At 32.9% G+C, this 26,214-nt stretch carries 28 protein-coding genes and 1 pseudogene; 19 read left to right on the top strand and 10 right to left on the bottom strand.

Annotation, left to right across the window (positions count from 1 at the left end; translation table 11 throughout):
• The 11 genes and pseudogenes from QL232_RS23095 to QL232_RS23045 all read left to right on the top strand — a co-directional run bounded on the left by QL232_RS23095 (nt 1) and on the right by QL232_RS23045 (nt 11,501).
• Nucleotides 1–1,287, top strand: a complete 1,287-nt coding sequence (locus tag QL232_RS23095) for a carbohydrate porin (RefSeq protein WP_281615937.1) — start codon at nt 1–3, stop codon at nt 1,285–1,287.
• 91 nt (nt 1,288–1,378) lie between these two features.
• The gene (locus tag QL232_RS23090; RefSeq protein WP_281615936.1) at nt 1,379–1,588 is read left to right on the top strand and encodes a hypothetical protein; all 210 of its coding nucleotides are present in this window, start codon (nt 1,379–1,381) and stop codon (nt 1,586–1,588) included.
• Nucleotides 1,589–1,795: 207 nt separating this feature from the next.
• The gene (locus QL232_RS23085; protein WP_281615935.1) at nt 1,796–2,350 is read left to right on the top strand and encodes an AraC family transcriptional regulator; all 555 of its coding nucleotides are present in this window, start codon (nt 1,796–1,798) and stop codon (nt 2,348–2,350) included.
• A 345-nt stretch (nt 2,351–2,695) separates the two neighbouring features.
• Nucleotides 2,696–3,760: a hypothetical protein gene (locus tag QL232_RS23080; protein WP_281615934.1), complete on the top strand. Its 1,065-nt coding sequence runs from the start codon at nt 2,696–2,698 to the stop codon at nt 3,758–3,760.
• A gap of 180 nt (nt 3,761–3,940) precedes the next feature.
• Entirely contained in the window at nt 3,941–5,218 is a 1,278-nt protein-coding gene (locus QL232_RS23075; protein WP_281615933.1) for a BamA/TamA family outer membrane protein, read from the top strand.
• Nucleotides 5,219–5,378: 160 nt separating this feature from the next.
• Nucleotides 5,379–6,014, top strand: coding sequence for a TRIC cation channel family protein (locus tag QL232_RS23070; RefSeq protein ID WP_281615932.1), 636 nt, complete (start codon nt 5,379–5,381; stop codon nt 6,012–6,014).
• 134 nt (nt 6,015–6,148) lie between these two features.
• The gene (locus tag QL232_RS23065; protein WP_281615931.1) at nt 6,149–6,952 is read left to right on the top strand and encodes a hypothetical protein; all 804 of its coding nucleotides are present in this window, start codon (nt 6,149–6,151) and stop codon (nt 6,950–6,952) included.
• Nucleotides 6,953–7,041: 89 nt separating this feature from the next.
• Nucleotides 7,042–8,202 carry a C45 family autoproteolytic acyltransferase/hydolase gene (locus QL232_RS23060; RefSeq protein ID WP_281615930.1) on the top strand — a complete coding sequence of 387 codons (1,161 nt, stop codon included), beginning with the start codon at nt 7,042–7,044 and terminating at the stop codon, nt 8,200–8,202.
• 126 nt (nt 8,203–8,328) lie between these two features.
• Nucleotides 8,329–8,679, top strand: coding sequence for a hypothetical protein (locus QL232_RS23055; protein WP_281615929.1), 351 nt, complete (start codon nt 8,329–8,331; stop codon nt 8,677–8,679).
• Nucleotides 8,680–8,703: 24 nt separating this feature from the next.
• Nucleotides 8,704–9,489 (top strand): annotated as a pseudogene (locus tag QL232_RS23050) (carcinine hydrolase/isopenicillin-N N-acyltransferase family protein); the annotation flags it as partial.
• Between the two features lie 53 nt (nt 9,490–9,542).
• Nucleotides 9,543–11,501 carry a hypothetical protein gene (locus QL232_RS23045; RefSeq protein WP_281615928.1) on the top strand — a complete coding sequence of 653 codons (1,959 nt, stop codon included), beginning with the start codon at nt 9,543–9,545 and terminating at the stop codon, nt 11,499–11,501.
• 45 nt (nt 11,502–11,546) lie between these two features.
• Here the strand turns inward: QL232_RS23045 and QL232_RS23040 are convergent, their stop codons facing one another.
• The 4 genes from QL232_RS23040 to QL232_RS23025 form a co-directional block, all read right to left on the bottom strand.
• Nucleotides 11,547–11,924, bottom strand: a complete 378-nt coding sequence (locus tag QL232_RS23040) for a MarR family transcriptional regulator (RefSeq protein WP_281615927.1) — start codon at nt 11,922–11,924, stop codon at nt 11,547–11,549.
• Nucleotides 11,925–11,985: 61 nt separating this feature from the next.
• A complete protein-coding gene (locus tag QL232_RS23035) occupies nt 11,986–12,420 on the bottom strand; it encodes a hypothetical protein (protein ID WP_281615926.1) in 435 nt (144 codons plus the stop codon).
• 136 nt (nt 12,421–12,556) lie between these two features.
• Nucleotides 12,557–13,915: a HAMP domain-containing sensor histidine kinase gene (locus QL232_RS23030; RefSeq protein WP_281615925.1), complete on the bottom strand. Its 1,359-nt coding sequence runs from the start codon at nt 13,913–13,915 to the stop codon at nt 12,557–12,559.
• Nucleotides 13,905–15,293 (bottom strand): sigma-54 dependent transcriptional regulator, encoded by a 1,389-nt coding sequence (locus QL232_RS23025; protein ID WP_168884694.1) that lies wholly within the window; start codon nt 15,291–15,293, stop codon nt 13,905–13,907. The genes QL232_RS23030 and QL232_RS23025 overlap by 11 nt, the downstream gene beginning before the upstream one ends.
• 301 nt (nt 15,294–15,594) lie before the next feature.
• On the opposite strand from QL232_RS23025, the gene QL232_RS23020 reads away from it, so the two are divergent.
• Complete coding sequence (locus QL232_RS23020) at nt 15,595–15,900, top strand: hypothetical protein (protein WP_168884693.1); 306 nt, start codon at nt 15,595–15,597, stop codon at nt 15,898–15,900.
• A gap of 74 nt (nt 15,901–15,974) precedes the next feature.
• Here QL232_RS23020 and QL232_RS23015 read toward each other — a convergent pair whose 3' ends face one another.
• The 3 genes from QL232_RS23015 to QL232_RS23005 all read right to left on the bottom strand — a co-directional run bounded on the left by QL232_RS23015 (nt 15,975) and on the right by QL232_RS23005 (nt 16,851).
• On the bottom strand, nt 15,975–16,196 hold the full coding sequence (locus QL232_RS23015) for a hypothetical protein (RefSeq protein ID WP_168884692.1): 222 nt from the start codon (nt 16,194–16,196) through the stop codon (nt 15,975–15,977).
• A gap of 168 nt (nt 16,197–16,364) precedes the next feature.
• Complete coding sequence (locus QL232_RS23010) at nt 16,365–16,568, bottom strand: hypothetical protein (RefSeq protein WP_168884691.1); 204 nt, start codon at nt 16,566–16,568, stop codon at nt 16,365–16,367.
• Nucleotides 16,569–16,668: 100 nt separating this feature from the next.
• Nucleotides 16,669–16,851, bottom strand: coding sequence for a hypothetical protein (locus QL232_RS23005; RefSeq protein WP_281615924.1), 183 nt, complete (start codon nt 16,849–16,851; stop codon nt 16,669–16,671).
• Between the two features lie 270 nt (nt 16,852–17,121).
• On the opposite strand from QL232_RS23005, the gene QL232_RS23000 reads away from it, so the two are divergent.
• The 4 genes from QL232_RS23000 to QL232_RS22985 all read left to right on the top strand — a co-directional run bounded on the left by QL232_RS23000 (nt 17,122) and on the right by QL232_RS22985 (nt 20,056).
• Entirely contained in the window at nt 17,122–17,652 is a 531-nt protein-coding gene (locus QL232_RS23000) for a TlpA family protein disulfide reductase (RefSeq protein WP_281615923.1), read from the top strand.
• Nucleotides 17,653–17,657: 5 nt separating this feature from the next.
• Nucleotides 17,658–18,314 (top strand): thioredoxin family protein, encoded by a 657-nt coding sequence (locus tag QL232_RS22995; protein WP_281615922.1) that lies wholly within the window; start codon nt 17,658–17,660, stop codon nt 18,312–18,314.
• A gap of 102 nt (nt 18,315–18,416) precedes the next feature.
• Nucleotides 18,417–19,256: a GH25 family lysozyme gene (locus QL232_RS22990; RefSeq protein WP_281615921.1), complete on the top strand. Its 840-nt coding sequence runs from the start codon at nt 18,417–18,419 to the stop codon at nt 19,254–19,256.
• 92 nt (nt 19,257–19,348) lie between these two features.
• Nucleotides 19,349–20,056, top strand: a complete 708-nt coding sequence (locus QL232_RS22985) for a hypothetical protein (protein ID WP_281615920.1) — start codon at nt 19,349–19,351, stop codon at nt 20,054–20,056.
• A 43-nt stretch (nt 20,057–20,099) separates the two neighbouring features.
• On the opposite strand, the gene QL232_RS22980 is transcribed toward QL232_RS22985, so the two are convergent.
• Nucleotides 20,100–20,606, bottom strand: a complete 507-nt coding sequence (locus tag QL232_RS22980) for a YMGG-like glycine zipper-containing protein (protein WP_281615919.1) — start codon at nt 20,604–20,606, stop codon at nt 20,100–20,102.
• Nucleotides 20,607–20,915: 309 nt separating this feature from the next.
• Nucleotides 20,916–21,374, bottom strand: a complete 459-nt coding sequence (locus QL232_RS22975) for a DUF1569 domain-containing protein (protein WP_281615918.1) — start codon at nt 21,372–21,374, stop codon at nt 20,916–20,918.
• Nucleotides 21,375–21,786: 412 nt separating this feature from the next.
• Here QL232_RS22975 and QL232_RS22970 point away from each other — a divergent pair, with 412 nt between their 5' ends.
• Complete coding sequence (locus QL232_RS22970; protein ID WP_168884684.1) at nt 21,787–22,140, top strand: hypothetical protein; 354 nt, start codon at nt 21,787–21,789, stop codon at nt 22,138–22,140.
• A gap of 86 nt (nt 22,141–22,226) precedes the next feature.
• Here the strand turns inward: QL232_RS22970 and QL232_RS22965 are convergent, their stop codons facing one another.
• On the bottom strand, nt 22,227–24,680 hold the full coding sequence (locus tag QL232_RS22965; protein WP_281615917.1) for a zinc-dependent metalloprotease: 2,454 nt from the start codon (nt 24,678–24,680) through the stop codon (nt 22,227–22,229).
• 224 nt (nt 24,681–24,904) lie between these two features.
• Between QL232_RS22965 and QL232_RS22960 the strand changes: the two genes are divergently transcribed.
• Nucleotides 24,905–25,606, top strand: coding sequence for a DUF2490 domain-containing protein (locus QL232_RS22960; RefSeq protein ID WP_281615916.1), 702 nt, complete (start codon nt 24,905–24,907; stop codon nt 25,604–25,606).
• 154 nt (nt 25,607–25,760) lie between these two features.
• Nucleotides 25,761–25,913 carry a hypothetical protein gene (locus QL232_RS22955; RefSeq protein ID WP_281615915.1) on the top strand — a complete coding sequence of 51 codons (153 nt, stop codon included), beginning with the start codon at nt 25,761–25,763 and terminating at the stop codon, nt 25,911–25,913.
• Nucleotides 25,914–26,214: the final 301 nt, after the last annotated feature.

The following is a 26,214-nucleotide window of genomic DNA, read 5'->3' as shown; positions in this document are numbered from 1 at the left end:
ATGAACAAGAGAAATAAAAGCCCTCACCTTTCGGCTTTCAAAAGAATCAATCAAAAATATCATCCCATTCTATATCTTTTAATGTTATTCTACAGTGTGCAAACTTATGGGCAAAAGGAAAGTAAGATCATTAGCCCTGCCTCAGTAGAAAATCAATTAGAAAGTGATGCTGAAGATAAAGGAAAAACAAGTTTATGGAATGCCCTAGACAGTATTGACGATGCTAAAAATAAATTTTATGATAAAAGCGGATTCATAGTAAATATGGATTATAACTCTCAAGTAATGGGAGCAACTTCCGCAGTCAACAATAATATTGGAGCAAGCGGTGTATTTAGGGTCTATGGCAAATGGAATATGATTCGGAATAAAAAAGGGACCTCTGAAGGTGGTTTGGTTTTTAAGTTTGAAAACCGCCATCGGTATACAGAAAATGCATTGAGAGAATATGGCCCTATTGATATTGGATTTGCTGGTTTTATGCAATCAGTTTACAATGACCAAAGATGGAGAATGACCAATTTATATTGGAGACAAAGTTTCAACAATAATAAAGTTGTCTTTTATGCAGGCTTTGTTGATGTAACAGATTGGGCAGATGTACATGCTGCAGCAAGTCCTTGGACTAGTTTTAATAATATTCTATTTGCTACAGGTTCGGGTACTATGGGCGGTATGTTTCCAGACGGTTCTATGGGGGCCATGCTAAATGTATGGTTGAATGATAATGTCTATCTAGTGGGTAGTATGATTGACATAAATGGTCAAGCCACCCAATTTTGGAAAAGCTTTGATACATTCTTCAATAAATTTGAAACCCTCAAGACCTTTGAAATTGGATATACACCAGGAATGAAGTCAGCTTTTCTTAAGAATGTCCATGCCACCATTTGGCAAGTGGATGCAAGCGAGGTGATAGGAACAAAAAGTGGATATGGGATTATAGGATCTGCCAGTTGGCTAATTGGAAATAAGTTCATGCCTTTTGTAAGAGGAGGATGGGCAAAAGATGGTGGCAGTTTTTATGAAGCCTCTGTAAGTGCCGGGTTTACCTACAATATTATGGGACCAAACACTTTAGGTGTTGGTTTAAACTGGAATAGGCCCAGTGAGAGTACATTTGGACAGAAATTGAGAGACCAATATGTTTCTGAAATCTTCTATAAATTTAAATTAACCCACCATACAGAAATTACACCTAGTGTACAATTGGTAGCCAACCCTGCCTTGAATATGCATACTGATTTTACATCTGTATTTGGTTTAAGGTTCAGAGCTTTCCTCTAAAGAAAAGAAGGAGATGAAGTTATTGTTCATCTCCTTTTTATTTTTCCAATGCAAATCATTTATATTAGATGTATTACAGAAAAATTAGAATATGGATTATCAATACATCATTGAAGGAAATGAGCTCTCTCCTACAGGATCTTATGAAAAAGTAGCCAAAGACCTTGGAGGTCAATGGGATGGAGAAAACCTAAAAGTTGAAAATAGTTGGTGTGATATAGATGCACACTCTTTTAATTTTCTAGATGATATGTATGTTTCTATTTCTACTTTGCATTTTAAAAAGCCTGTCTTATTTTGAAGTAATAGAACACAGGAAGATCAACCTTATTTTGCTCTGAAAATTGGTTTTACAAGAACTTTCCATGGTGATGAGGACACTCATGATTTTAATAACTTAGGGGTATTTTTCTACAACTCTAATCAACAATTTGAGGTAGAATACCCTTTAAATACAAAATGCCAATGGGTGTCTATTATATTCTCCCTGAGTTTATATGAAAAATTTATGGCAGCAAATATTAGTGAGATTACGAAACTTGTCTATGATAAGAACCCTTGGTTTAAATACTTTTCTTTAGACATAGAAATAGAAAACCTCGTTAGAGCAATTGTCTTCAATCTTGATAAAAAAAGACGCATTCCCATCTATTTTTTTACTAAACCTTTAGAGATCATAGGCCTTATCCGAGAAAAAATGGAAAAAGAAGTCAATGGCTTTAAACGTAACATTCATGAAGATGATTTAAAAATCATGATGCAATTAAAAGAACAGTACCTGTCAGACTTTACCAAACAACCCAATTTATCGGAACTTAGCTTTAAGTATGGAATGAGTATCTCCAAACTGAATAGAGTCTTTAAATCAATATTTGACAAGCCAATACTACAGTTTTATAATCAACAGAAAATTGAAGAAGCCTATCGACAGATCAACAGAACCAACAAGAGTATTACAGAAATTTCTATGGATCTTAACTTTACAAATGTCGGCTACATGAGCAAAATGTTTAAACAGTACTATGGCTTTGCTCCTTCTGTATTAAAGGAAAAGAAAATCTAAGAACCCATTTATATCAAATAAGCAAACTCATCTTTTAACACCTATCGCTAATTTATTTTAGAGATGAGGCCATTTTTTATACCCATTCGTTTACTAAAATAGTATTACCTAGATCACCTTGATCATAGAAACTACCCTAAATAATATTTCTTACCTCTACCTCCCTTTTTTAAAGAATTTCTAATTACCCATCATCATCAAAAGTATCATTTTGACGAAAATGTGTAAATCCTTAAACAAAATATATAATTGATTCCTTCTGGAAAGCCGGACATTTGTAATGTGCTTAAATGAAAGATAATCCTTTCAATTCAATCTAATAATCTTCTCATACTTGCGAATACAATGGAAAAGAAAACATTACAGTCCTTTTTAGTGATCATAGGTTTATTTATTATCTCTATCCAAACTTATGGGCAAGGATCCGTTTCAAATCTAACAATAGATGATGTTTATGAAAGTTATAGAGATAGTCTGAAACAAACCGAATACCCATGGCATTTTCCAATAATGGGAGCAAAAATCAGGAAAAAAGGGTTTGACTTACCTTTCCCCAACGGGTTTATGCTTAACTATGCTTACTCAAAACAAGACTTGATGGTAAGCAACCTAAATGTCGGATTTTCCCCTACCAATCTTGTCAATGTAGATGGATTGGCTCGCTTTAATAATATCACACCCAACGTAAATGCCGTCTCCGCAAGATACGATTTCTGGTTATTACCATTCTTAAACCTTTATGCAATTGGTGGGTATATCAAGTCAGACACACAAGTTTCTTTGGGATTACCATTTAATATGGATTTTACTGCAAGAAGTGAAGGGCCTTCGGTCGGCTGGGGTACAGTAGTAGCAGGAGGTGTTGGTCCTCTTGTGGTTTCAGCAGATTTCACTCAGGTGTATACTTACACAGGTAGTACTGATAGAGCATCAAAGACCAATGTTATCAATGCAAGGATTGGACATATGTTTAGGTTCCGTAAAAATCCAGAAAGAAACATTGTAGCTATGGTTGGTGTACAATATATGGGACTGAATAAATCTAGTGGAGGTTCGGTAGATATTGAAAAATTAATTGGGATTACCCCAGAAGGCAAACAAAGAGCTAGTCAACAATTAGATGGCTGGTACAACCAATTATCAGGAACAGAAAAACAAATTTTTGAAGGAATCTATACTGGTGCTAGTAACTTCTTAAATAGTACTGACCCACATAATTTGTATTATACATTTGATAAAGCTCTTTATTATCCATGGAGTATGTCTTTAGGTATTAATTATCAACATAACAAAAGGTATCAGTTTACTGCATTATACTCCTTCCTTGGTAGTAGAAATCAAATCGTATTTGGCTTAAATTATAGATTCGGATTCAAAGGAAAAAACTTTATGAAAGGAGTAACTTTCTAATGGTTATGTCCATTAAATATTCATGCTACAATGAAGTTCATGTCTTTAAATATGACAAAAAAATGGAATAAAATTTAATTATTGTTTCAATTCAAACTTAATAAGAGTTTATTTTAGTTTTATATTAAACATAGTATTTGTTTTGAAATGTAGTCTAAACATTATCATTATCAAATTAAAATGAAACTAAAATTAATCAACTTCCTAATTTTATCATTACTATCTGGTTTCAGCATAAATGTTTGTGCTTTAACACTTGAATCAGACACAGTAAAAGTAAGCCTAACAAAAAAAGAACAAAAGAAAAAAGACAAAGATGCTCCACCTGTAAAAGGTAAGCTTTATTCTGCCCCACTGCCTATTGTTGCATCAAACCCAACTTTTGGTGTTTTGTATGGTTTTGCAGGTTCATTCAATATGTTTATGGGTGATCCATCTACGACGAGAATGTCAACGTCATTGGGTACATTAACTTATTCCACCAAAAATCAGTTAATGTTTACCTTTAAAAGCAATGTTTATTTGCCCGATGATAAAATCGTTTTACTTGGTGATTGGAGAATGTTCGATACCTCTCAACCTACTTTTGGTTTAGGTACAGGCCCTGCCGATCAAAAATCCCTAGCTGGAAGCTATGGAGAAGGATTTGCTCCAGGCTATGATCCTCAGCTAATGGAGTTTAAATATTTCCGTTTTCATGAAACTGCATTATTCAAAATAAAAACCAATTTTTATGCAGGTGTAGGCTATCACATGGATTATCATTTTGATATTAATGACGAGTATTACAATGAGCATGGATACTCAAGTCATAAAGCATATTCTGATTATTATGGGTTTAATGATGAAGAATATATTTTATCTGGGCTATCATTAAACTTTATGTATGATAGTAGAGACAATGCAGCTAATCCATATACTGGTAGATATGCACTTTTAACCTATAGAATGAACCCTGAATGGATGGGAAGTTCAAAAAACTCCTCAACCTTATGGTTAGAATACAGAGATTATTTTGCACTAGGACAAAAGAAGACAGGTTTACAGCCCAATCATATGCTAGCATTTTGGGGATATGGCAATTTTGTTACTTCTGGTATCACACCTTATATGAATTTACCTGCATTGGGTTGGGATCAATTTGGTAGATCAGGAAGAGCTTATACACAAGGTCGTTTCAGAGGAGAAAACATTGTTTATACAGAACTTGAATATAGAGCTCATCTATTAGGAACAAGAAAGAACCCTAATTTCTTGGGGGCAGTGGCATTTGCAAATGCGACAACAGCTAGTAGTGAGCATGCTGATATTGATCTTTTCCAAAACTATAACTTCGGTTATGGTGTAGGTCTAAGAGTGATGTTAAATAAGAAATCAAGAACCAACTTAACATTGGACTATGCATGGGGAGATTACGATGCAAAAGGGCTGTTTTTAAGTCTTAATGAAACCTTCTAATCTTGAAGATTAAAAGAAATGCACAAAAAGGTAGCTTCTATAATAAGAGGCTACCTTTTTTTATGACGATTTTATGTAACCACATGATCAATACTTACAAGTCTATTTTATCGCTATCCTTGATATTTGTAGTATAATCAAATCACTTAAAAAATCATTTATGATGCCGACAATAGATTTCTCTTTTATCATTGCGATGTTAGGTACTGTGGCTTTTTCAGTAACAGCTGTACTTTCTGTCTTACCCAAGAAAATAGATATTTTCGGAGCTATTGTTTTAGGTATAATCACCGCGATTGGTGGTGGTACTATGAGAGATATTATACTTGGTGTTCCTGTATTTTGGGGAAGCGAACTCAGCTATTTATGGGTGGCCATTTTCTCAAGCCTCATTGCATTTTATGGCAACAGTATCATGTCGAAGAAATACATCTACAAGTTAATGCTCTATTTGGATGGGGCAGGTATTTCATTATTTGTTATACAAGGTGCAGAAAAGGCGATTCAACACGATTTCGCTTGGCCAATAGGTCCTATCCTATTAGGAGTTTTAACCGCTATTGGCGGTGGAATTACAAGAGATATTATTGCAGGAAATACTACTTTATTAATGAAAAAAGAACTGTATGCAGTACCAGTAACAATTGGTGCAATTCTATACGTATGCTTAGTGAGCTTATTTCCTCAATACAACGTAATTATTGGCATCTCTTCCATAATTATCACCTTTTTAATCAGATCAATTGCTATTAAAAAGAGACTTAGTGTACCAAAATGGATGCTAACAAACGGATAACCTCTTCGCCCTTTACTTTAACGATTTTATGTAACAACATAAGTAGAATATATAAATGATTGGGACAGAAACCCAAGATATTTGTTGCGTTATCAAATCAATAATATATAAATCAATCAAAACAGTTTAAGAAAATGAAATTTAAACAGACGTTATACATTATGCTACTTTGGGCATTTTGTAACCAGCTCGTTATTGCCCAAGATGGGCATAAACATGATGATCTAGCCAAACAATTAGCCAATCCTATTGCTAATTTAATTAGTATGCCTTTCCAAAATAATATGGATTTCGGTATTGGTGAGTTCAACGGAACAAGAAACACTTTAAATATCCAACCGGTCTTACCTTTTAAAATCTCTGAAGATATTAATCTAATAACTCGTATGGTTCTTCCCGTTATCCATCAAGAAAACATTTCTGGAATGAACGGCCTAGAAACAGGTACAGGTGATATGGTATTAAGTGGGTTCTTTAGTCCATCAAAAACAAAAAATGGGCTTACCTGGGGTATAGGTCCAGCCTTATTAATCCCTTCTGCCTCACATGAATTATTAGGAACACAGAAGTTTGGTGTTGGTCCTACATTCGTTGCATTAAAACAGCAAAATGCACTTACCTATGGTTTCTTAGTAAATCAGATTTGGAGTGTGGCTGGTAATGATCAAAGAAACGATGTCAATCAATTTTTCTTTCAACCCTTTTTAACTTATAACTGGAAAAGTGGTGCAGGCGTTTCTTCAGTCTTCGAAATGACACATGATTGGAATAACAATGCCACAGTATTATGGTTTACACCAAGTATTAGCGGTGTAACAAGCTTAGGTGGACAAAAAGTACAATTATCAGTAGGTCCAAGATTCAATCTTGTTGCTCCTGAAAGTGCAAAAGCTAATTACGGTTTTAGGGCATCAGCTACTTTTATTTTCGCGAAATAAAGATAATCCGATGTAAACCTTCAAATGATTCAAGTCCTTCAAAATTGATTTGTCATCTTAAATTCAATCTACTTCATAAATGAGATATTATGGAAAATCCTGAATTAAACTTCGTAAAAGAATACAATGCTGGTAAATTATTTGAGACCAATGGTGCCTTAATTCCAGTACTTTCTGGTTCAACTATAGAAATGGGAGAACAATATGGTGCGTTAATGACAGAAGAGATGCAAAATACCTTCAACTTGTTGGTTCAACCAGAAATAGAAGCTAAAACAATAGATAATACCACTATTGATCAATGGATAGATAGAGCATATACCACTGGTTCGTTAAGAACAAAACAGTTTTATGAAGGCATAGCATTAGGTTCAAGTTGGCCCTTACGAAAAGTAATTCTTCTTGATCAGATCTATGAATATAGACTTTACAAATCAAAACTAGAATCATTTGCAGGTTGTACTTCTATTGTCTCTTTTGGTAAAGAATCTATTGATGGAAAAATGTACGTTGGCCGTAATCTTAATTGGAACCCTATTTTGAATGCATTACCATTAGTTTTGACCATCAGAAAACCAATCGATGGTTCTTATAAATTGGGTTCAATAGGTTGGTCAGGTATATATAATAGTCTCACTGCCTTAAATGAAAAAGGAGTTTATATGGATATTCATGATGGGTCTAGTATGGGTGGTACTATTGTAGCTACAGAAAGACCTCCTATTTTAAATACTGTCGTAGATATACTTAGTGAGGTAAATTCTTCTGATGAAGTGAAAACTAAATTTAATGGGCTGTTATCTAGTATTTCCATCATTCTAACAGTTGCTGATACTAATACTGTTCTATCAATTGAATGTTCTTCATTAGCAGGAAATAGAGTAAAACACACTGCAGATGATTCCCTTGTTATTGCCAATACATTTACTAATGATGATTGGGGAATTGGGCGAAGAGAAACAGTAAGTCATTCCCTACAGCGATTTACAAATATAGCAAATCATCTGAAAGAAAATAGAGGCAAAATAGACGTTGGCCTTATGAAGGAATTAATGGATTTAAAGCTTTTCAATGAAGACCATAGTCTTATGAAAAATGGAGGTTGTACAAAACCTCAGCTTATTGATGGTGATATAACTAATTATCAAATAGTATGTGACGTTAGTAATCTTCTACTATGGGTGAAAATGCCTGAACCAGAATTCTATACAAAATGGACTCCTATTTCTTTGAAAGAACTCTTTGCATAATATGCATCACTTTTGACGAGATTGTATAAATCCTTAACTCTTTCATACAACAGTTTTGCCTCTATTACATAGATCTTTGTAATGTCATCAGTTGATAAAATCATTAAATCAGAAGATAATAATATAATGGAAATCAAAGGTCTGCACTTAATTCAAGAATATAGTTTAGGTAAATTATATGAAGCAAATGGTTTTTTAATTCCCGTCATTACTGGCTCTAACATTGAAATGGGTGAGCAGTATGGAGCTTTAATGGTTAAGGAAATGCAGAAAACATACGACACTTTGGTTCAACCTCTAATTAACGCTGATGTGCTTAATGATTTAAGTATCAAGTTATGGGTCAATAGAGCCTATTATGGAGGTTCGTTAAGAACAAGACAATTTTATGATGGAGTGGTATTAGGTAGTGGCTGGACTTTAAGTAAGGTGGTCATTCTAGACCAGGTTATGGAATTTGGAATCTACACCGCTTAATTAAAATCTTTTGCTGGATGTACCTCGATAGCTTCTTTTGGTAAACACTCCAAAGATGGGAATATGTATATCGGTCGTAACCTTGATTGGAGTCCAGAATTTAATCAATTCCCTACAGTATTTACAGTAAGAAAACTTACTGATGGATCATTTAAAATTGGAACAACTGGATGGCCAGGAATGTATTGCACCTTTACTGCTGTCAATGACCATGGAGTTTATCTAGATATTCATGATGGTACGAGTATGGGAGGCTCCATTGTTACTTTGGAAAGACCTTCAATATTAAATACTGTGATTGACTTACTTAGTGAAACAAATTCGCTACCCGCTTTATCGTCAAGGTTCAACGGTTTACAAACTAGTATATCAATCATATTTACATTGGTTGATAAAGCTAATGCTATTTCTGCTGAGTGTTCTTCTTTAGCAGGAAATCGCATTCGTAAAGCAAAAAAAGACTCACTTGTTGTTGCCAATACCTTTATTAATGATGATTGGGGATTAGGAAAAAGAGAAACTGAAAGTAATTCTTTAAAGAGATTTTCAAATATGAAAGAACGTCTTCATGAACAGAAAGGACACGTTGATGCCTCAATCATAAAAGACCTAATGGATCTAAAATTATTCAATAAAGACAACTCTTTTAAGGATAACGGAGGTTCTACTAAGCCCACGCTCCAAGACACTGATATCACCAACTATCAAACAGTATTTGATATTGATGGACAAAAAGTCTGGTTAAAAATTCCAGTACCTGGATATTATGCTGATTGGACGGAGTTAGATCTTAAAGAACTCTTTGCCTAACCTTTATCAATACCTATTAATAAGTAATCTCAATATCTGAATATAAATCTCAAATGAATACAACTACACCCCTATTTCATTCCGCTTCGTTATTCGTTTTATCATTAATTCTTTTGATAAGTTGTGAACAGCCAATAGACCCTGTAATTAATCATGTAAATGAGACAGAATCGGTACTTCATAAATACAAATGGTATTTAAATAATTTTCAGATTGAAACTAAAATTGATGCCGTACCCCCTCCAATTTTATGGGGAGAAAACCAGTTTGAGTTACCTCAAGGTGATTATGATATTGATGATATGCCATTCGATGCTATCTCAAATACTGTACATGAGTTTACCGTAGAAAAAGACATTGTAGCCGCTAGGGAAGTAAATGATTTTCAAATTGAAAATATAGGTAGTTACTTCATCATTAATGATCAGAAGATTAGAATAACAAATGATAATATCAAACTAAACTATCGCTATCAATACCTTCCTGAATTGAAACATTTTGAGTTAACTGTCAATGAAGAGGATGTATCAAAACTAATCAATGATGCCAATGAAAAATTGGTTAAGTATGCAGCTAACGGAACACCTGATAAAATTGGCGGTCTTGTAACAAGATTATTGTACCATAACGAAACAATCCAAGGAATCATCAATGATGCAATACGTAATTGGTTATCAGGAAAAATCGAATTTATTGATACGATAACACCTGAAGAAAGTGCTCAATATGTATCTGAAGAACTTTTTAATTACCTAGAAAGTCTACAGTTAAGAAATAAATTGGCAATCATCATTCAAGAAGAACTCAATAATATATTAGATTTTGATGCAGAAGAAGTATCACAAAAAATTGGTGAAGAGGTCGCTTCTCTCGTTTCTGAAAAATTAAGTACAGAACAAATATATGAGTATATCTTACCTTATATGGATGAAGCAACTAATCATCCTGAAGAAAGCGCTGAGAATATCTCTAAGGCATTAATAAAGTTAGTAGGCAGTGTTTTATCTGAGGAAAATGTTAGTGCGATAGTAAATAAAGCATGGGAATCATTTACTGAAATGAAGCCAGAAGAAGTCACTGAAATTGCTTCGGTTTTTACTTCCACTATTGAAGAAAACTGGATAAATGAAGCAAATATCTATAATGTATTGTATCCTTTTGTTCAAAAAATTGAAGATACTTCTATTCTAAAAATGGGAGAGTTAGCCGATGAAGCAACTAATGCGATTAAGAGTATTGTTGATATTGTAAACGATACTTTCGATGATATCCAATTGGATCCCGATTACGATACTATATCTTCCACTTTAAAAACAGCATTTACTGCTGCAAAACCTATTATTAGTTTAAATGGCGGAGCAGAAAAAACAACCACTCAAATCAGTAGTTTAGAAAAAAACGAATTCTTATCAACTCAATTTATTCAAAACACAATTGAATCGATCATTATTAAATTACAACAAATTCCTTCAGAAGAAGCTGCTAAGAAAATAACAGGATTGTTATCCCAAATTGGTCAATATCTTTCACCTGAGGTGGAAAAGTATATCACAACAAAATTAACAATAGCATTTACTGATAAAGATCCAGAATATCTATCTTTTAAAATTGCTAAATCTGTAAATACAGTAATCACTAATCTAATAGATGAAGAGACTTTGACTAGTATAGTCTTCCCTGTGATAGAAAAGATACGAAATCTTGATACTGAACAAATCGGAAGTTTTGTTGCTAATAAGATTATGGATTTAGATATTATACAAGACAATATCAATCAGGAAAATGTGAGTAAAATTGTTACTGATATTTTAGTAGAAGCACAAGATCTTGGATCTGAAAATATAGCACAAGGTATCATTAATGGAGTAGTAAATTCAGGAATTTTTGAAAATACGATTACTGAAGAAAGAGTTTCTTTGGTGATTTCACTAATTCTCTATAATGCTGCCTACCAAGATGTCAAGGTGGCCAACAACTTTAGTTCTGCTACAATAGTCTTAGAGCATAAATAAGAAAGAAGAGGTACCATAACCTATTTAGTTATAGTACCTCTTTTTTTATTCTTCACTGATCGCCTGAAGCATTTTATCCAAAATTATTTTCATTTGGTGTATGTCTTCTTTACTGATCGATAAACTTTCTAATTTTTCAAGCAGTTGGACAGGCACTTGTTCCGCTTCTTCCTTCAAAAGTTTTCCTTCTTGAGTTAGCGAGATAGTAACAATTCTTTCGTCTTTTTTAGACCTTGTTCTAACAATCAACCCATTACCTTGCATTCTTTTTAGTAGGGGAGTCAGCGTGTTTGTCTCAAGGAAAAGCTTTTCACTAATTTCTTTTATTGGAACTTCATCATTTTCCCATAGCACCAATAATACTAAGTATTGAGGATATGTTACTCCCAACTTATCTAATAATGGGCGATATAACTGTGTCACAAACCTAGAGGTTGCGTAAAGTGGAAAACACAGTTGCTGATTTAGTTTTAATTGATCCATCTTAGTTTGAATTCTTTCTCTCTTTCAAGTATTGTAGGCCTCCTGATGACCATAATGCCCATAATACTAAAACCGGTTGGAATAATAAACGAACAAAACGTTTAGTATCGGTATTTAAACCAAACGAGTCAATATGATTAATATATTGATTGATGTTTCCAGGAAAGATTAATACATAGAAAATAGCTAATGTGATACCTATTTGTACTTTCACATTTCTACCCCATACCATTAATGCACCGAATAATATCTCTACAACACCTGATGCTAAAACTACAAAGTCAACAAATGCCTCATCTGTAGTTAACCAAGTGGGTACCTGAGCTTGGAAGGCTATTCTCCTAAATGTTAGGTGACCTATACCGGCATATAGCATGGCTAAACCTAATAATACTCTAAAAATATTCTGTACAGTAGATGTTTTAACTTGTTTCATAATTAATATCGTTGTTGATTATATCGTTCGCGATGTAATTATAGATGAATAATCATTCACATGCAAATTTTATGAAAAAAAATACCTCCATATCTAGTATGAAGGTATCATTTAGTATCAAATTGTCATGTTATTATTAGAATCTTAATGTAAATTCACTACCGGCATCAATACTTGTCTTTAATGTAAGACGACCATGATTTCTTCTCATTATTTGTCTCGCAAGACTCAACCCAATACCAGTATGTCCTTTTTTCGTTGTAAAGAAAGGAACAAATATTCTTTGCTGAGCATCAGTATCTATACCAGATCCATTATCAATAATTCTAATAATAGGCTTATTTTTAATATCATCTTGGGTACATCTAATAATGACCTCTGCTCCTTCTGTTCCTTCTAGTTCTTCGACAGCATTCTTTAAAATATTCTCAATCACTACTTTAATTTGATGAGGGTCTGCCGTTACCAACAGGCCGTCTTGTTGGACTTGGAACTTCAGAGAGATTCCTTTTTGCTCACAGACTAAAACTTGCTGGTCATATATTTCTTTACATAATTCAGATACATTGATATGCTGCAACTGACTATCTCTCAGGTGAGCCATTACCCTAAAATCTTCTACTAAAGCGGACATAGAATTTGTTCTCTGAGTAATCGTTTGCATTGGCTCTATAAGATCTGTAATTTCTTCAAGTGTAGGTGCATCTCCTTTTTCCTCATAGTTGCTTTTTAGGTATTCTAATTCCGATTTTACCGTATCACTAAGTGAAGAAACTGGTGCCATAGCATTCATGATCTCATGAGTTAGTACTGTAATCAGTGATTCCCATGCCTGAATTTCTACTTTCTCTACTTCTTCCTGTACTCTCATTATACTAAAGACTTTGATGACCTCACCTTTTACATAAAGGATGATTTTTTGGACAATCACTCGCTCCGTAGCATAAACACCAGGAATTGTACAGTAATAAGTTTCTTTCTCCTCTTCACTCTTAAAAATATCATACAACTCCTCAGAGATGACTTTAAAGTCTTCTAAATGAGATGACTTAATACCTGAGAACAGACGTTTAGTAACCATATTAGAAAAAATTACTTTTCCTTTAGTGTTAAAAGCCAATACACCTGTATCTACATGCTGTGCAATACTCTTATAAAACATTAAATCGGATTCCCTCTCTGTCCTGATTTCTCTAAAACGGTCCAAAGTCTTTTGAAGAGAAATATTCAATTCATCTTGAATCTCTCCACTACCATTTACTGTAAAGGTCTGAGTAAGGTCATCATAATTAATAGAATCCAAAAACTTCTTCATATCAAAAGCGATAGAATTCAGCTTTTGTATCAAGAGCCATACTTGATACCAAATCAGGCCAAATACAAATACGGAAGTGGCAAACAATTCTTTCTGTATAAAGAAGCCAAGAATTATTGCACTCAAGACAATCAGGAATACTCTTAAGGAGACCTGAAGTCTGAATTGTTTATAGACCATGTTTTTCTAATCTTCTATACAAGGATGCTCTCGTCAGTCCCAATGATTTTGCTGCCTTAGAGATATTACCAGAATATTTACTTACAGCTTTTTGGATCATCATTTTTTCTACCGTATCCAAATCAAATTCAGATAGGTCGAATTCTTCTTCCTCTTTATTTTTTTCCACTAAGAATGTGAAATCTGTTGGCTGAAGGGTATCCGTATCTGCCATAATTACAGCTCTTTCCAAAGCATGTTGCAGCTCCCTTACGTTACCAGGCCAATAGTATTTCTGAAGCTTTTTCATTGTAGCTGCTGCTACCTTCATAGTTCCTTTTCTATATTTATTTGCATAAATTTTTAAGAAATGTGATACTAATAAAGGAATATCTTCTGAACGATCTCTCAATGGAGGAAGATGAATCTCTACGGTATTTATTCTATACAATAAATCTTGTCTAAATTCCTTACTTTCAACCATTTCATAGACAGGCATGTTGGTTGCACAAACCAATCTGATATCTACCGGAATCGATTTATTATCACCTACCCTAATTACCTCTCTTTTTTGTAATACCGTTAATAGTTTAGATTGTAGAGTCATTGGAAGGTTACCAATTTCATCTAAAAATAGTGTTCCTTTATTGGCAATCTCAAACCTACCGGCTCTATCTTCTCTTGCGTCTGTAAATGCTCCTTTTTTGTGTCCAAATAATTCAGACTGGAAAAGCGTTTCAGAGATCGAGCCCATATCAACACCAATAAACACATTTTCATGTCTTAAGGATTGTTCGTGAACGGCTCTAGCAATAACTTCTTTACCAGTACCGTTTTCTCCAAGGATTAAGATATTGGCATCAGTCTTTGCTACTTTTGAAATCAAAGCAAAAACTTTTTTCATTGCAGGACTATCTCCAATAACAATACCCTCAGTACCTCCCGCTTGGTTTAATGCATTTGATAATTCAGATTTCTCCTCTTTAAGCGTCTTTACTTCATCGTAAGATTTCTTTAATCTTACAGCTGATGTAAGGGTTGCAATCAATTTTTCATTGTTCCAAGGTTTTAATACAAAATCTGTAGCACCTTGCTTAACAGCATTGACAGCAGTTTCTACATCACCATAAGCAGTAATCATCACGACAACAGCATTGGGATCAATTTCTATTATCTGTTCCAACCAATGGAAACCTTCTTTACCCGATGTTGTATCTTTTGTAAAATTCATATCCAATAAAATGACATCATAACTATCATTTTTTAGAAGAAAAGGAATTTTCCCTGGATTGCTTTCCACCTGAACTAAATCAGCATGTTTCTTTAACAACATCTTGGCTGCTAATAAGATATCTTCGTTATCGTCAATAACTAAGATTTTACCGAGAGGTTTACTCATTGTTGGACGGTTAGTTTAAATTTAAATGTACGCTTTTGAACAGAACAATAAAGGAATAAAAAAAGAACATTAAAAATTTTTTTTAGTTTTTTCTATTTATAACATCAATAAATTGACAAAAAAAGAGGGATATTAATTGATTCGTTACAATAAAACAGAATAAATATATAGAAATTTACAATTAGAAACACTTATAAAAATCTCGTTAGGAATCATTAAAAAATACTAAGCAACAAAAGTTATATTTTTGGAGTATAAATAAGTGTAGGTAATACAATAGAACATATAAACATCAACAACCATGGCTAAAAAATTAATTGGAACTTTACTTCTCGCTACTGTAGTTTCTATGGCATCTTTTGCTGATAACCCTATCAAGAAAAAGAATCAAGTTAGAAAGGGTTACAAGACAACTACAATTGCTAAAACTGAAAAAAGTATTAAGACAAATGATGATCTTGTGGTTACCAAAAGGTCTCGTAAAGGTGCTTACCACATACAAAACACAAATGGTGTAACTAACCTTGCCGATGCACAAGGTGTAAACGCAGGGAAAACTGTAGATCAAACTACGGTGAAGTATCCTTACATGAAATGGTCTAAATAATATATTTTATCAATAAAAAAATCCCGTTTCTATTTCTTAATTGAAATAAAAACGGGATTTTTTTTGTTTGACTTTTAATCAAAAATTTTAAATACCGGTGATATTAACCCAAACACTCCAAAAACTAATGCTCCAAAGACAGTTGCAATGGTTGACACAATAGTTATCCATGAGAAGTGGTGTAATATCGAAATCGTTCCTAGTAGTAATCCAAAAACCATAGTTATTATTGCTAATACAATAAATACATATGAGTTGGGAAAGATTAAACTCGAAAATGCTCGTATGGCTCTCATTCTTTGATAGTTCTCTTAGTTGATGTTTTTAAATTACAGTCTTAAATCTATTGTACGAAGTTTATCTTGTTAAGTATTAAACATTTTAGAAATATTTAAAACCTAACAAGTATAGTGAATTTCATTTTAAATTAACAATATGTTAATGGATTTATTAGAAACAATTTATTAACGGTTGCTTAGGTACGTTCTTAATGGTTTTTCCTGAGCAATGATTCCTGTGTTTCTAGAAAAAGATTTTGGGATATCAATAGTCCTTTTGAAACATACTTTATTTGTCTTATTTCCTTTACAGGCAAGACCTCCGAAAGCAAATATTCCAACGAAAGATATGAATAGTAATGCAGTAAGTGTAATGATGAATCTAAACATAAAAAAAGTCCTTAGGTGATGTTATTGAAATTAATAAACACAACTAAGGATCAATAGCAATTCTATTAATATCACAATAGATACCTCTAAAAATTACAAATTATTGCTGAAAATGCATCTTTATATGATTTTGATTTAACACACCATTAATTTTCAGCTCTTTTTCGATAGTAGCTTTATGGTCTAATTCTTTTTCAAATACTAATGCTAATGACATAGTAAAAAGTGTTAGAACACTCATTACTATTAATTTCTTCTGTGAAGTTGGGCTATATTTGGACATGATATAATCAGTTTTGGTTGATATCACTATCTATACATTTAAAGGAGCTAAAAGGTTAGTTTCCTTCTCATTCATTAAGTAAGTTCTAGTCTGACAGCAAAACTATTAATCAAGAATTTGTAATAAAGCACTAATTGCTAACGTCGGTAACTACTGCATCTGAGCATATCACTATAATTTAAGACTACATTTATATCAATAAAATCAGGAACCTTTTTCATGTATGGTATTTATTAAAAAGTTATATTTGTTTCAACAATACTTATGAGCATGAAACAAACTTTTATCAAAATTCTTTCTATCATAACTGTGGTACTCACCTTAGGTTGTGAAAAACAACAACCTATGACTTTACAACCATCAAAAGTGATATCTATTGAACAGCAGGACATCCCCTATTTCAATCATTTTGATCAGATGTCCAATCTTTTATCACACAGAGATGATACCCTAAGGGTAATTAATTATTGGGCGACATGGTGTAAGCCCTGTGTTCAAGAACTACCCTTCTTTTTAGCATTAGACAAAGAATTCAAAGATAAAGGACAAAAAGCAAAAGTAATCTTGGTAAGTCTTGATATGACACAGAAGCCACTAGAGAACTTTATCAAAAGAAAAAACATAACTACTCAAGTCTTCTGGCTCGACGATCCGGATGCAAATTATTGGGTAGGGAAAGTAAATGCACAATGGGATGGAGCAATTCCTGTAACTCAAGCAATCAATAAAAATAAATCCCTCTTTCATAGTGCCGACTTTAGCTCACTAGAGGAAATAAAACAGTTTATCCAATCAAATTAACCAACATGAAAAAATTAATTCTTCCATTAATTATTCTTGGAGCTCTTATATCTTGTACTCCTTCAGAAAAGAAACAAAACAGTGAAAAGCAAGCAGCGACTGAAACTGTAAAAAGACAAGGTGTACAAATTGAGCAAACAGCTATCGATTTTGAACTAAAAGGCATTGATGATCAAATGCATCAATTAAGTGCATTAGCTGGCGATAAAGGTGCTATTGTAATTTTTACTTGTAACCATTGTCCTTATGCTATGGCTTATGAAGACCGTATTATTGCCCTTGATAAAAAATATAAAGATGCTGGCTACCCAGTAATTGCTATTAATCCAAATGATCCTACTGTTCAACCAGAAGATTCATTTGATAAAATGAAGGTGAGAGCAGAAGAAAAAGGTTTTACGTTCCCTTATCTATTTGATGAAGGACAAAAAGTATATCCTGCCTATGGAGCTACTAAGACTCCTCATGTATTCTTATTGAATAAAGAAAATGGTTCTTTGGTAGTTAAATATATTGGTGCAATAGATGATAATTACAAAGACGCTGCCGCAGTAAAAAGACATTATGTTGAAGAAGCTATCGAATCATTAAATAATAATAAGGTGATCGTAGATACTGAAACAAAGGCTGTTGGCTGTTCTATCAAAGTTTCGAAAGGATAATTCATTATCTATTTATCAAAAAAGGTTGTTTGATACATGTCAGGCAACCTTTTTTCGTTTAAATTTGTATTGAAATCAGAAACTACAGACAAATAAGATTCTATGTCCAAGAAAGTAAATATCTTTCCTTTTTCATCTTTCCTTTTGATATTTTTTATGGGATTGGGATACCTTATCAAAGAGAACCCTGATGTAAAAGCTTCATTAGGACCTTACATAGAAAAGAGTATCAATTTGGTCCTTAATGTGAGAGATTATATTGAGGTGCCTTTTTATAAACACATTGATGGATACGGGGTAAAACTCCCTAATAAATACAGTGTGCATGGCATTGATGTTTCTCACCATCAAAAATTGATCGATTGGAAGAGAGTTTCTGAGATGTATGCTCAAGACACCCAAGTTAAATTTGTTTATGCAAAGGCTACTGAAGGAGAAGATCACAAGGATAGACATTTCTATCACAATAGAAAAAATGCAAAGAAAGAACTTATCTCATTCGGAGCATATCACTTTTTTAGGCCCAAGAAATCAGGAACAAAACAAGCTGAATTTTTTATCGAAACGATTGGAGAACTTCATGCCTCAGAAATGGTACCTGTAGTTGATATAGAAATATTAGATGGAATCTCACCTGAAGTAATGAGAGAACGGTTAGCAGATTTTTTACAGAAAGTTGAGGAAGAATGGAATATCAAACCCATGATATATACTGGCGACTCTTTCTATAAAGACTACCTCAAAGGGCATTTTAGAAAATATAGAGTCTGGATTGCAAACTATGGACAAGAAACTCAAGCCTCAACTAAAAGATGGACGATGTGGCAACATACACAATCTGCTACAATTGATGGCATTCCAGAGTCTGTTGATATGAATGTTTTCTATGGTGATTGGGAGGCTTTTAAAAAAGCAATGCTTGTAGGATATCAATCTCATTAAGATTTGTTGGAGTCATCATTAGAATAAATCATCTATTTTTGTGATATACAAAGTTGATATCAACTACATTAAATAAGCAACTTCACGATTTCATGAAAATACTTAAATATATAAATTTAGCATTACTACTCATTTTCTCATTTGCCTGTAAAGACGATTCTTTAATAGAAGATTTACCGGAGGTGACTGGTAACGTTTATACCGAATTATCAGCCATCAATAATGATGCAGTCAGTCGATCTGATTGGAGAGAATATATGATTTCTGAAGCATTTTTAGGTGTCAACACAATCACCTATCAAACAGAACAAAATGAAATTACAGATGCCAATTATACTGGACCTTTCGAGTACGAATTACTAACTAAGAAAAGTACTCCTACCCTAGATTATGCTACTGTAATTCCAAATACCTACCACTACATATCAGTACAATTAATCAATCAACTTGAAAACAATAAATCGATTATTGTAAATGGACATTATACACCAAACAGTCCAACCAAAATTGATTTCGAATTTTCCACTGATGATACCATAACTTTTTCAGCAAGACATGAAGATGGCTTGGAAGTAAATAATGAAAAGCTTATAAGTACAGGGTTTGTCTTCGATTTACGTCTTTGGTTTAATAATGTAGACTTTGCTTCTGCAGAACAAGATACAATTGATGTAGAACTTGGAAATGGAGAAATAGTAAAAAAGCCAATTATATATATTAATGAAAATAGAAATACAGCACTCTATGAAAGTGTGATGAATGAAATAGAATTTTCAACTTTCATTAGACCGCTGAATTAATAAAAAAAAGGGTGATTTAGTTCAAACTAAATCACCCTTTTTTTTATTCAACTGTATATCCTTTACCTTCCATACATGCTGAAAATGCTTTCTTAAAGTTATCCTCCAATGCTTTATTTTGTGCAGCAGCCTGCTGATTATTCTGTTGTTGCTGAGCAGCAGCAGCTTTTCTATTAGACATACGCCCGCGTAGACCACCAGCAATTGCTCCTATAGCAGCGCCTTCACCAGTATCACCTGCTATTGCACCGATTGCGGCACCAGCTGCGGCTCCTCCAGCAGCTCCTTTTACCATAGATTTTCCAGATTTTGTACTTACTTGAGTCGCTTCAACTTTTGTAGGATTCATAGGATCATAACCACTTTGTTGAACAGCCCATTTATAACAAGACATTTCATCAGAATCCATAGTTGCCTGATCTTGTCCTTTAGAAGGGAAAACATAAAGTCCAACATTCTTCGCTATTGAAGTTGTAGGGGTAGTGTTTTGTGCATTTACTGTTATAGCAGTGGTGATAAATACAATTAGAGAGATGATGAATTGTTTCATAAGAATAATTAATGATAATCGTCTATTTTATTATATCCCATATGAACGTATCTATCTCCTGCCATTTTTATAGAAACTTCTTAATTGATATCAAAAAGTGAACTTTTTACAATGAGCTATAGGGTTTTCAATAACAAAAAACACATATGATAGTAAATAGTTAACCTTACTATCTCATATGAAAACGATATTACCTTTATTATGCGTTATACTTCTCACTTTCTTGTTTACACAAGAACTCAAAGAAGGTATACAACTGATTCTTCAACTCATCCCAATTCATCTGTCTTTAAATAGCTTAGAAGTCTTTTACTTTAATATATCCTCAATAATCTTTATATGATGATTAGTATGAATATACATTAACTTCTTTGTTGCTTTCACATTAAGGTGTCCAAATGCAAAATGTTTAATAAAGGCATTCTCTGGTAAGTTATCTACCTGTAGTACTAATTTTTTTGTCTTTTCTAATTCTGCTTCAACATTAGCCATAATTACCTCATTAGTATTGTCTGAATACTTAGGCGCTTTTGCCTTTCCTCTCGGGATCTTATTTAAAAACTTTACAACTCTCCATCCTAGGTTAAATGATGGAGAATACAATTCAGGATTAGATTGAATTAACCCTTCAATCATCAAATTTATTGCTTTCAAACTATGCTCTACATGCCAATCTACACCCCTAGCAGAAATTGATGTATTGACTTGTTCGAAATGCTCAGAATGAAGTAAATTTTCTAGTTTTTGGATCTCTGTTTCTAGTAGCATAAAAAATTAATTTTCTCTCAATTGTATTTCATCAACTTATCTAACAACAATCATACAAATTATCACATTTCAAATCACATATTGTACTTTAATAATATTGAAGAAATATTCACAAAATATAATTTTAACAACAACGGATAGAAAAAGCATAGTCACTTACCCTTTCAAAAACACAACATTTGATGCTATAATACAGTATTTTACATATTTAAAGTTGACACTGATGATATTCCATCACCGTGAATTTTTAAACCATAATATAATTATTTAAAGAACTCATTTCAAATTATACTGAATATTTATACAGTTTATATATTCATATTTCTAGGTTTCGTATTTTTAAAGTGTTATTAGAGGTCGTTAATATTGTACTGCTATTATGAATTATTTTATCACAACAAACAAAAACTTAATGAAGATCAAGCTCCAGGGCAAGATCGATAATGAACAATTAGAACTCGCATTAATTGAATTTGCTAAAAGTATTACTGAAGAAAAACAAATTTGTGTGGTTGATGGAAAAGAACTAGAAAATCAATTAGATTTATCAGCAAAATATTCCATCATAACTGCATTAGATTCATTTGGTTTTCAAAGAGGCAATGTATTTTATGTTGCTGCAAATTCCCCGAGAGATCAATTAGACATTATTGAAAACATTGCTTTCAATAGAGGATGGAGACTTTATTGTTTTACCACTCTAGAAGAGACGCTTGCAGCGGCTGAAGAAATGTATCTAAAGCTGAACGGTTCAAAAGTTATATAAGTCAATTTACTTTTTATTAAAATAAAAATCCTGATTCTTCATTCTTATGAAGAATCAGGATTTCCTTTGTATAGATAGAATATGATTTATTTATTATCAAATACTTTCTCAATTCTTGCTATAATATCATTGATATGTGCGGCTTCCATAGAAGTAGATTTGTATTTATACCTCACAGATTTAGCATCTTTAAGAATCTTACTTAACTCTAATCGAACCACAGCTTGAACATCAAAACTTGAATTCTTATCATCCTTAAGTTTTAGTGCAAGTACTTTTATATGTTCTCTTTGAAGATCTCTTCGATAAGTGTCAATTTTTCTCACCGATCTTAATTCTGTCCAAATAGATTTTCTGAGGTCTTCGTTCATTTCTAGAATAGAATAAGCAGCTTCTCCATTCAACGCTTCATTATCAATCATTCTATTTAAACGATCATTATCAAACAGATTATTCAAGGTTCTTGATTGAAGTTTTTGTATTTCTTCAACATTACCAGAGTACTGGATTTTCGACAATACTTCTTTATTAATTAACCAAGTAGGTGTAGTAAAGAGTTGTTCATTTAAAAATGTGATGGCTCTTTTCTGTTTGTCCTTCAGTACAGGAACATATACCTCACCTTCTTGTTCTGTTGTTTTATGATTAATAATTACTCCACCAACATTGTTCGATACATGACCCATATATCTATTATATTGAGAGATTACATTAAAGTACAATTCTTCAAGATCGTTATAGAACTGGCCTTCTCTCTTAGTCCAAGTAATAAGTTGAGGAACTATTCTTTCTAAATTTTTAATTCCTAACTCACTTGCTTCCATCGCATCATCACTCAAATCTTCAGTCTGAGCCGATGGATCTATAACTTTTGGCCACTGCTGTGCTCCAAATCTATACCATGGGTTAGTTGCTCTTTCTTTGATCCATTGATTTAAAATAGGCTTTTCCTCTAATGCAGAATTTGCTTCTGTTAATCGGTAACCATATTGTATTGACCACTTATCGTATGGGCCAATGATGGGATATAGACCTACACCTTTGTCTTCTGGTTGAGCAACATAATTCATCCTTGCGTAATCCATTATCGAAGGAGCAACACCATTCTCTTGTACAAATCCAGGTGTTCTTAATTGCTTTACTGTATAATTACTACTAGAACCCATATTATGAGGAAGGCCTAATGTATGTCCTACTTCATGCGTTGCTACAAACTCTATAAGTTTACCCATCAATTCATCATCAAACTTTGCTTTCTGAGCATCTGCATTTACTGCTCCTGTTTGGATTAGGCACCAATTTCTTAAAAGTTTCATAACATTGTGGTACCAAAGAATATCTGACTCTAAAATCTCACCTGTTCTTGGATCGTGTACATGAGGTCCTTGTGCGTTTTGGATAGGAGTAGTAATATACCTTATTACTGAGTATCGTACATCTTCAGGGCTCCAATCTGGATCTTCTTCCTTTGTAGGTGCATCTTTTGCAATAATAGCATTTTTAAAACCGGCTAATTCAAAAGATTCCTGCCAAGCTTCAACACCATTTTTAATATATTTTCTCCACTTTAAAGGAGTCGCTGGATCTATATAATAAACAATAGGTTTTATAGGTTCTACCAATTCACCTCTTTTATAAGCATCCCAATCTTTTGGCTCTAACTTCCAACGTGTAATAAATCTCTGTGTAGCTGCTTTATGTTCATCTAAACTATAATTCGTCTGCATTACAGAAAAATATCCAACTCTTGGATCATAATAACGTGGTTGCCATTGAACTTCCGGCAGTTCAATAAACGATTGGTTCATTTCAATAGAAAGAGTTTTTGTCAATTGATTATCAGGAAGTTTATCTCCTTTGTAAGTCAAGACATGTCTCACTTCTACATTTTTAGGAAATGATTTCATTGAAGTAACGATACTCCTTTTTGAATCTAAACCTTTAATACCAAAGTGTTTCCTTTCTGAATCTCTTAATGCACCTAACATAGGTACATCAGTTGTAAATAAAGAAGTAACATCAATAACAAATGCAGATGAATCAGTACTGATGGCTTCTAGTTTAAAGGTTTGGATGATGGGTTCAAAATTGTTATTCTTAACCGATTTATAAATAGGATCTTCTAAGCTAGCTACACTATTATAAGATACCGATCTTAACAAAACCTTCTCATCTTGTTTTTGCCAACGGATCACTTGTTGAGGTCTTGATTTCATTCCGGCTCCTCCGAAATTTAGACCTTGCACATGACCTGAAATTCTACTCACTACAAGGATCTCTTTCTCAAGAAGTTCATTCTTTATTTCAAAGTAATATTTATCCCCTACTTTGTGTGTAGTAAATAGGCCATCATCAGAAATGGCTTTATCTGTAATCACCTCATCGTAGGTTTTTAAATCACCTTTTTTCTTTTTGGTTGAAGTTGTTTCTGTTTCTTCTACTTTTTTACCTTTACTCTTTTTCTTCTTCTGAGCGAAAGTGTTCAAATGAATAGAACCCAAAAAAATGGTTAATAATAAAAATAGGAATTTACGTCTCATTGCGTTTAAATAATTGTTGATCACGCAAAGATAAAATAAAGAACGAGAACAGTTAGTAATTGTTAATTAATTCTGAAAAATTCTTAATTTTAAAATTTATTTTGTTTATAGTTAAACTTTAATTTTTATTAACCTATTCATTAATACCAATCATCTTACTTCTAATTATTTATAACCTATATTTGTTACAGCTTGTACAAATATACTTATCGTGACTCATCAGTATGAATATTAAAATTCACTATCAAACACTCATTGGGTATTTAGTTTTCTTATTGACATTAATCTCAGCATCAGACTTGTTTGGGCAAGACTTCTTATGGCTACATTATTTCAATAAATATAAATTATCCTACAAATTTTCTATTGATTCTGATTTTGGGTGGAGGCAATATGGCAATCCAGAAGAATATCGGGGTCAATTTAGAACAGGTTTACATTATGATTTAAGTAATGTAAGCTATGTTAGGGGAGGTATTATGTATGTAAATGGTACTGTAGCAGCAGAGGAAATTAGATACTACCAAGACTTTGTTTATAAATTTAGAATTGGTGATATTACTGTACAACAAAGAGTACGATTTGAAGAACAAACCTTTACAGATCCAGAAAGAGACTTTAGATTTAGGTTAAGGTATAACCCAGCAGTAAAGTTTCCATCCCCCATAGGTCAATTCACATTATCGGCTGAACCTTTCTTTACTTTGACAGACCCCAACTCAAGAGTCAGTTCTAACAGACTATTAGTTGGACTAACAAATAAGGTATATAAGAATATCAGTTTATCCATTCAGTATATCAATGAGAGGAGCTACACTAAGGCAGAAACCAATTTCATTGATGAGGCACAGATGATCAGAATCAAAATCGATCATGTGATACATCCTCTGAAAACTGGACCTTTATTTGGACGAAATAAAATGTAATATAACACACTAATAAACAACTATATACTGACATTTTCGTAGCAGAAAAAATCTTCAAAATTTAAACAAAATAACTGTAAATAGGATCAACTCAACACTACAGGGAGTCGTATTTATATGTGAAAATTATTTAAAACTCCTAAAAATAAAACACATGGAAGATTTTGCTACTCTTGATTTTGAAGACCAATTATTCGATAACGAGTCTGACTTATATGACACATTAGAAGATTTAAATATCGATGAATGGGATGAAGATATCGATAACTTAGAAAAGTTTGAATTAGATATTGATGATGAAATTTAATTTTCATCTGTATTATAAATTATAGTAAAGCACCTTGTTATTAGTTCAACAAGGTGCTTTTTTATTCCTTATTTAATGGTTGTTTATTTTCCATAACCTGCTTTTGACACATTAATATCGTGGTATTACCTTAAACTCACTTTAGAGTTGTCAAAATATCAAAATAGTTTATAACACAAAAAAAGGTTAGCTAACATCTTGTGTTAACTAACCTTCTATATCTAATGAATGTGGCGCCGACTTACTCTCCCGGGGGTTAACCCAGTACCATCAGCACTGTAGGGCTTAACTGCTCTGTTCG

It is taken from the genome of Flammeovirga sp. SubArs3, from assembly GCF_947387565.1.
In the GTDB taxonomy this organism is placed as follows: Bacteria; Bacteroidota; Bacteroidia; order Cytophagales; family Flammeovirgaceae; genus Flammeovirga; species Flammeovirga agarivorans.
The sequence above is the reverse complement of the archived record's forward strand: the minus strand, read 5'-3'. Positions and strand labels throughout refer to the sequence as shown.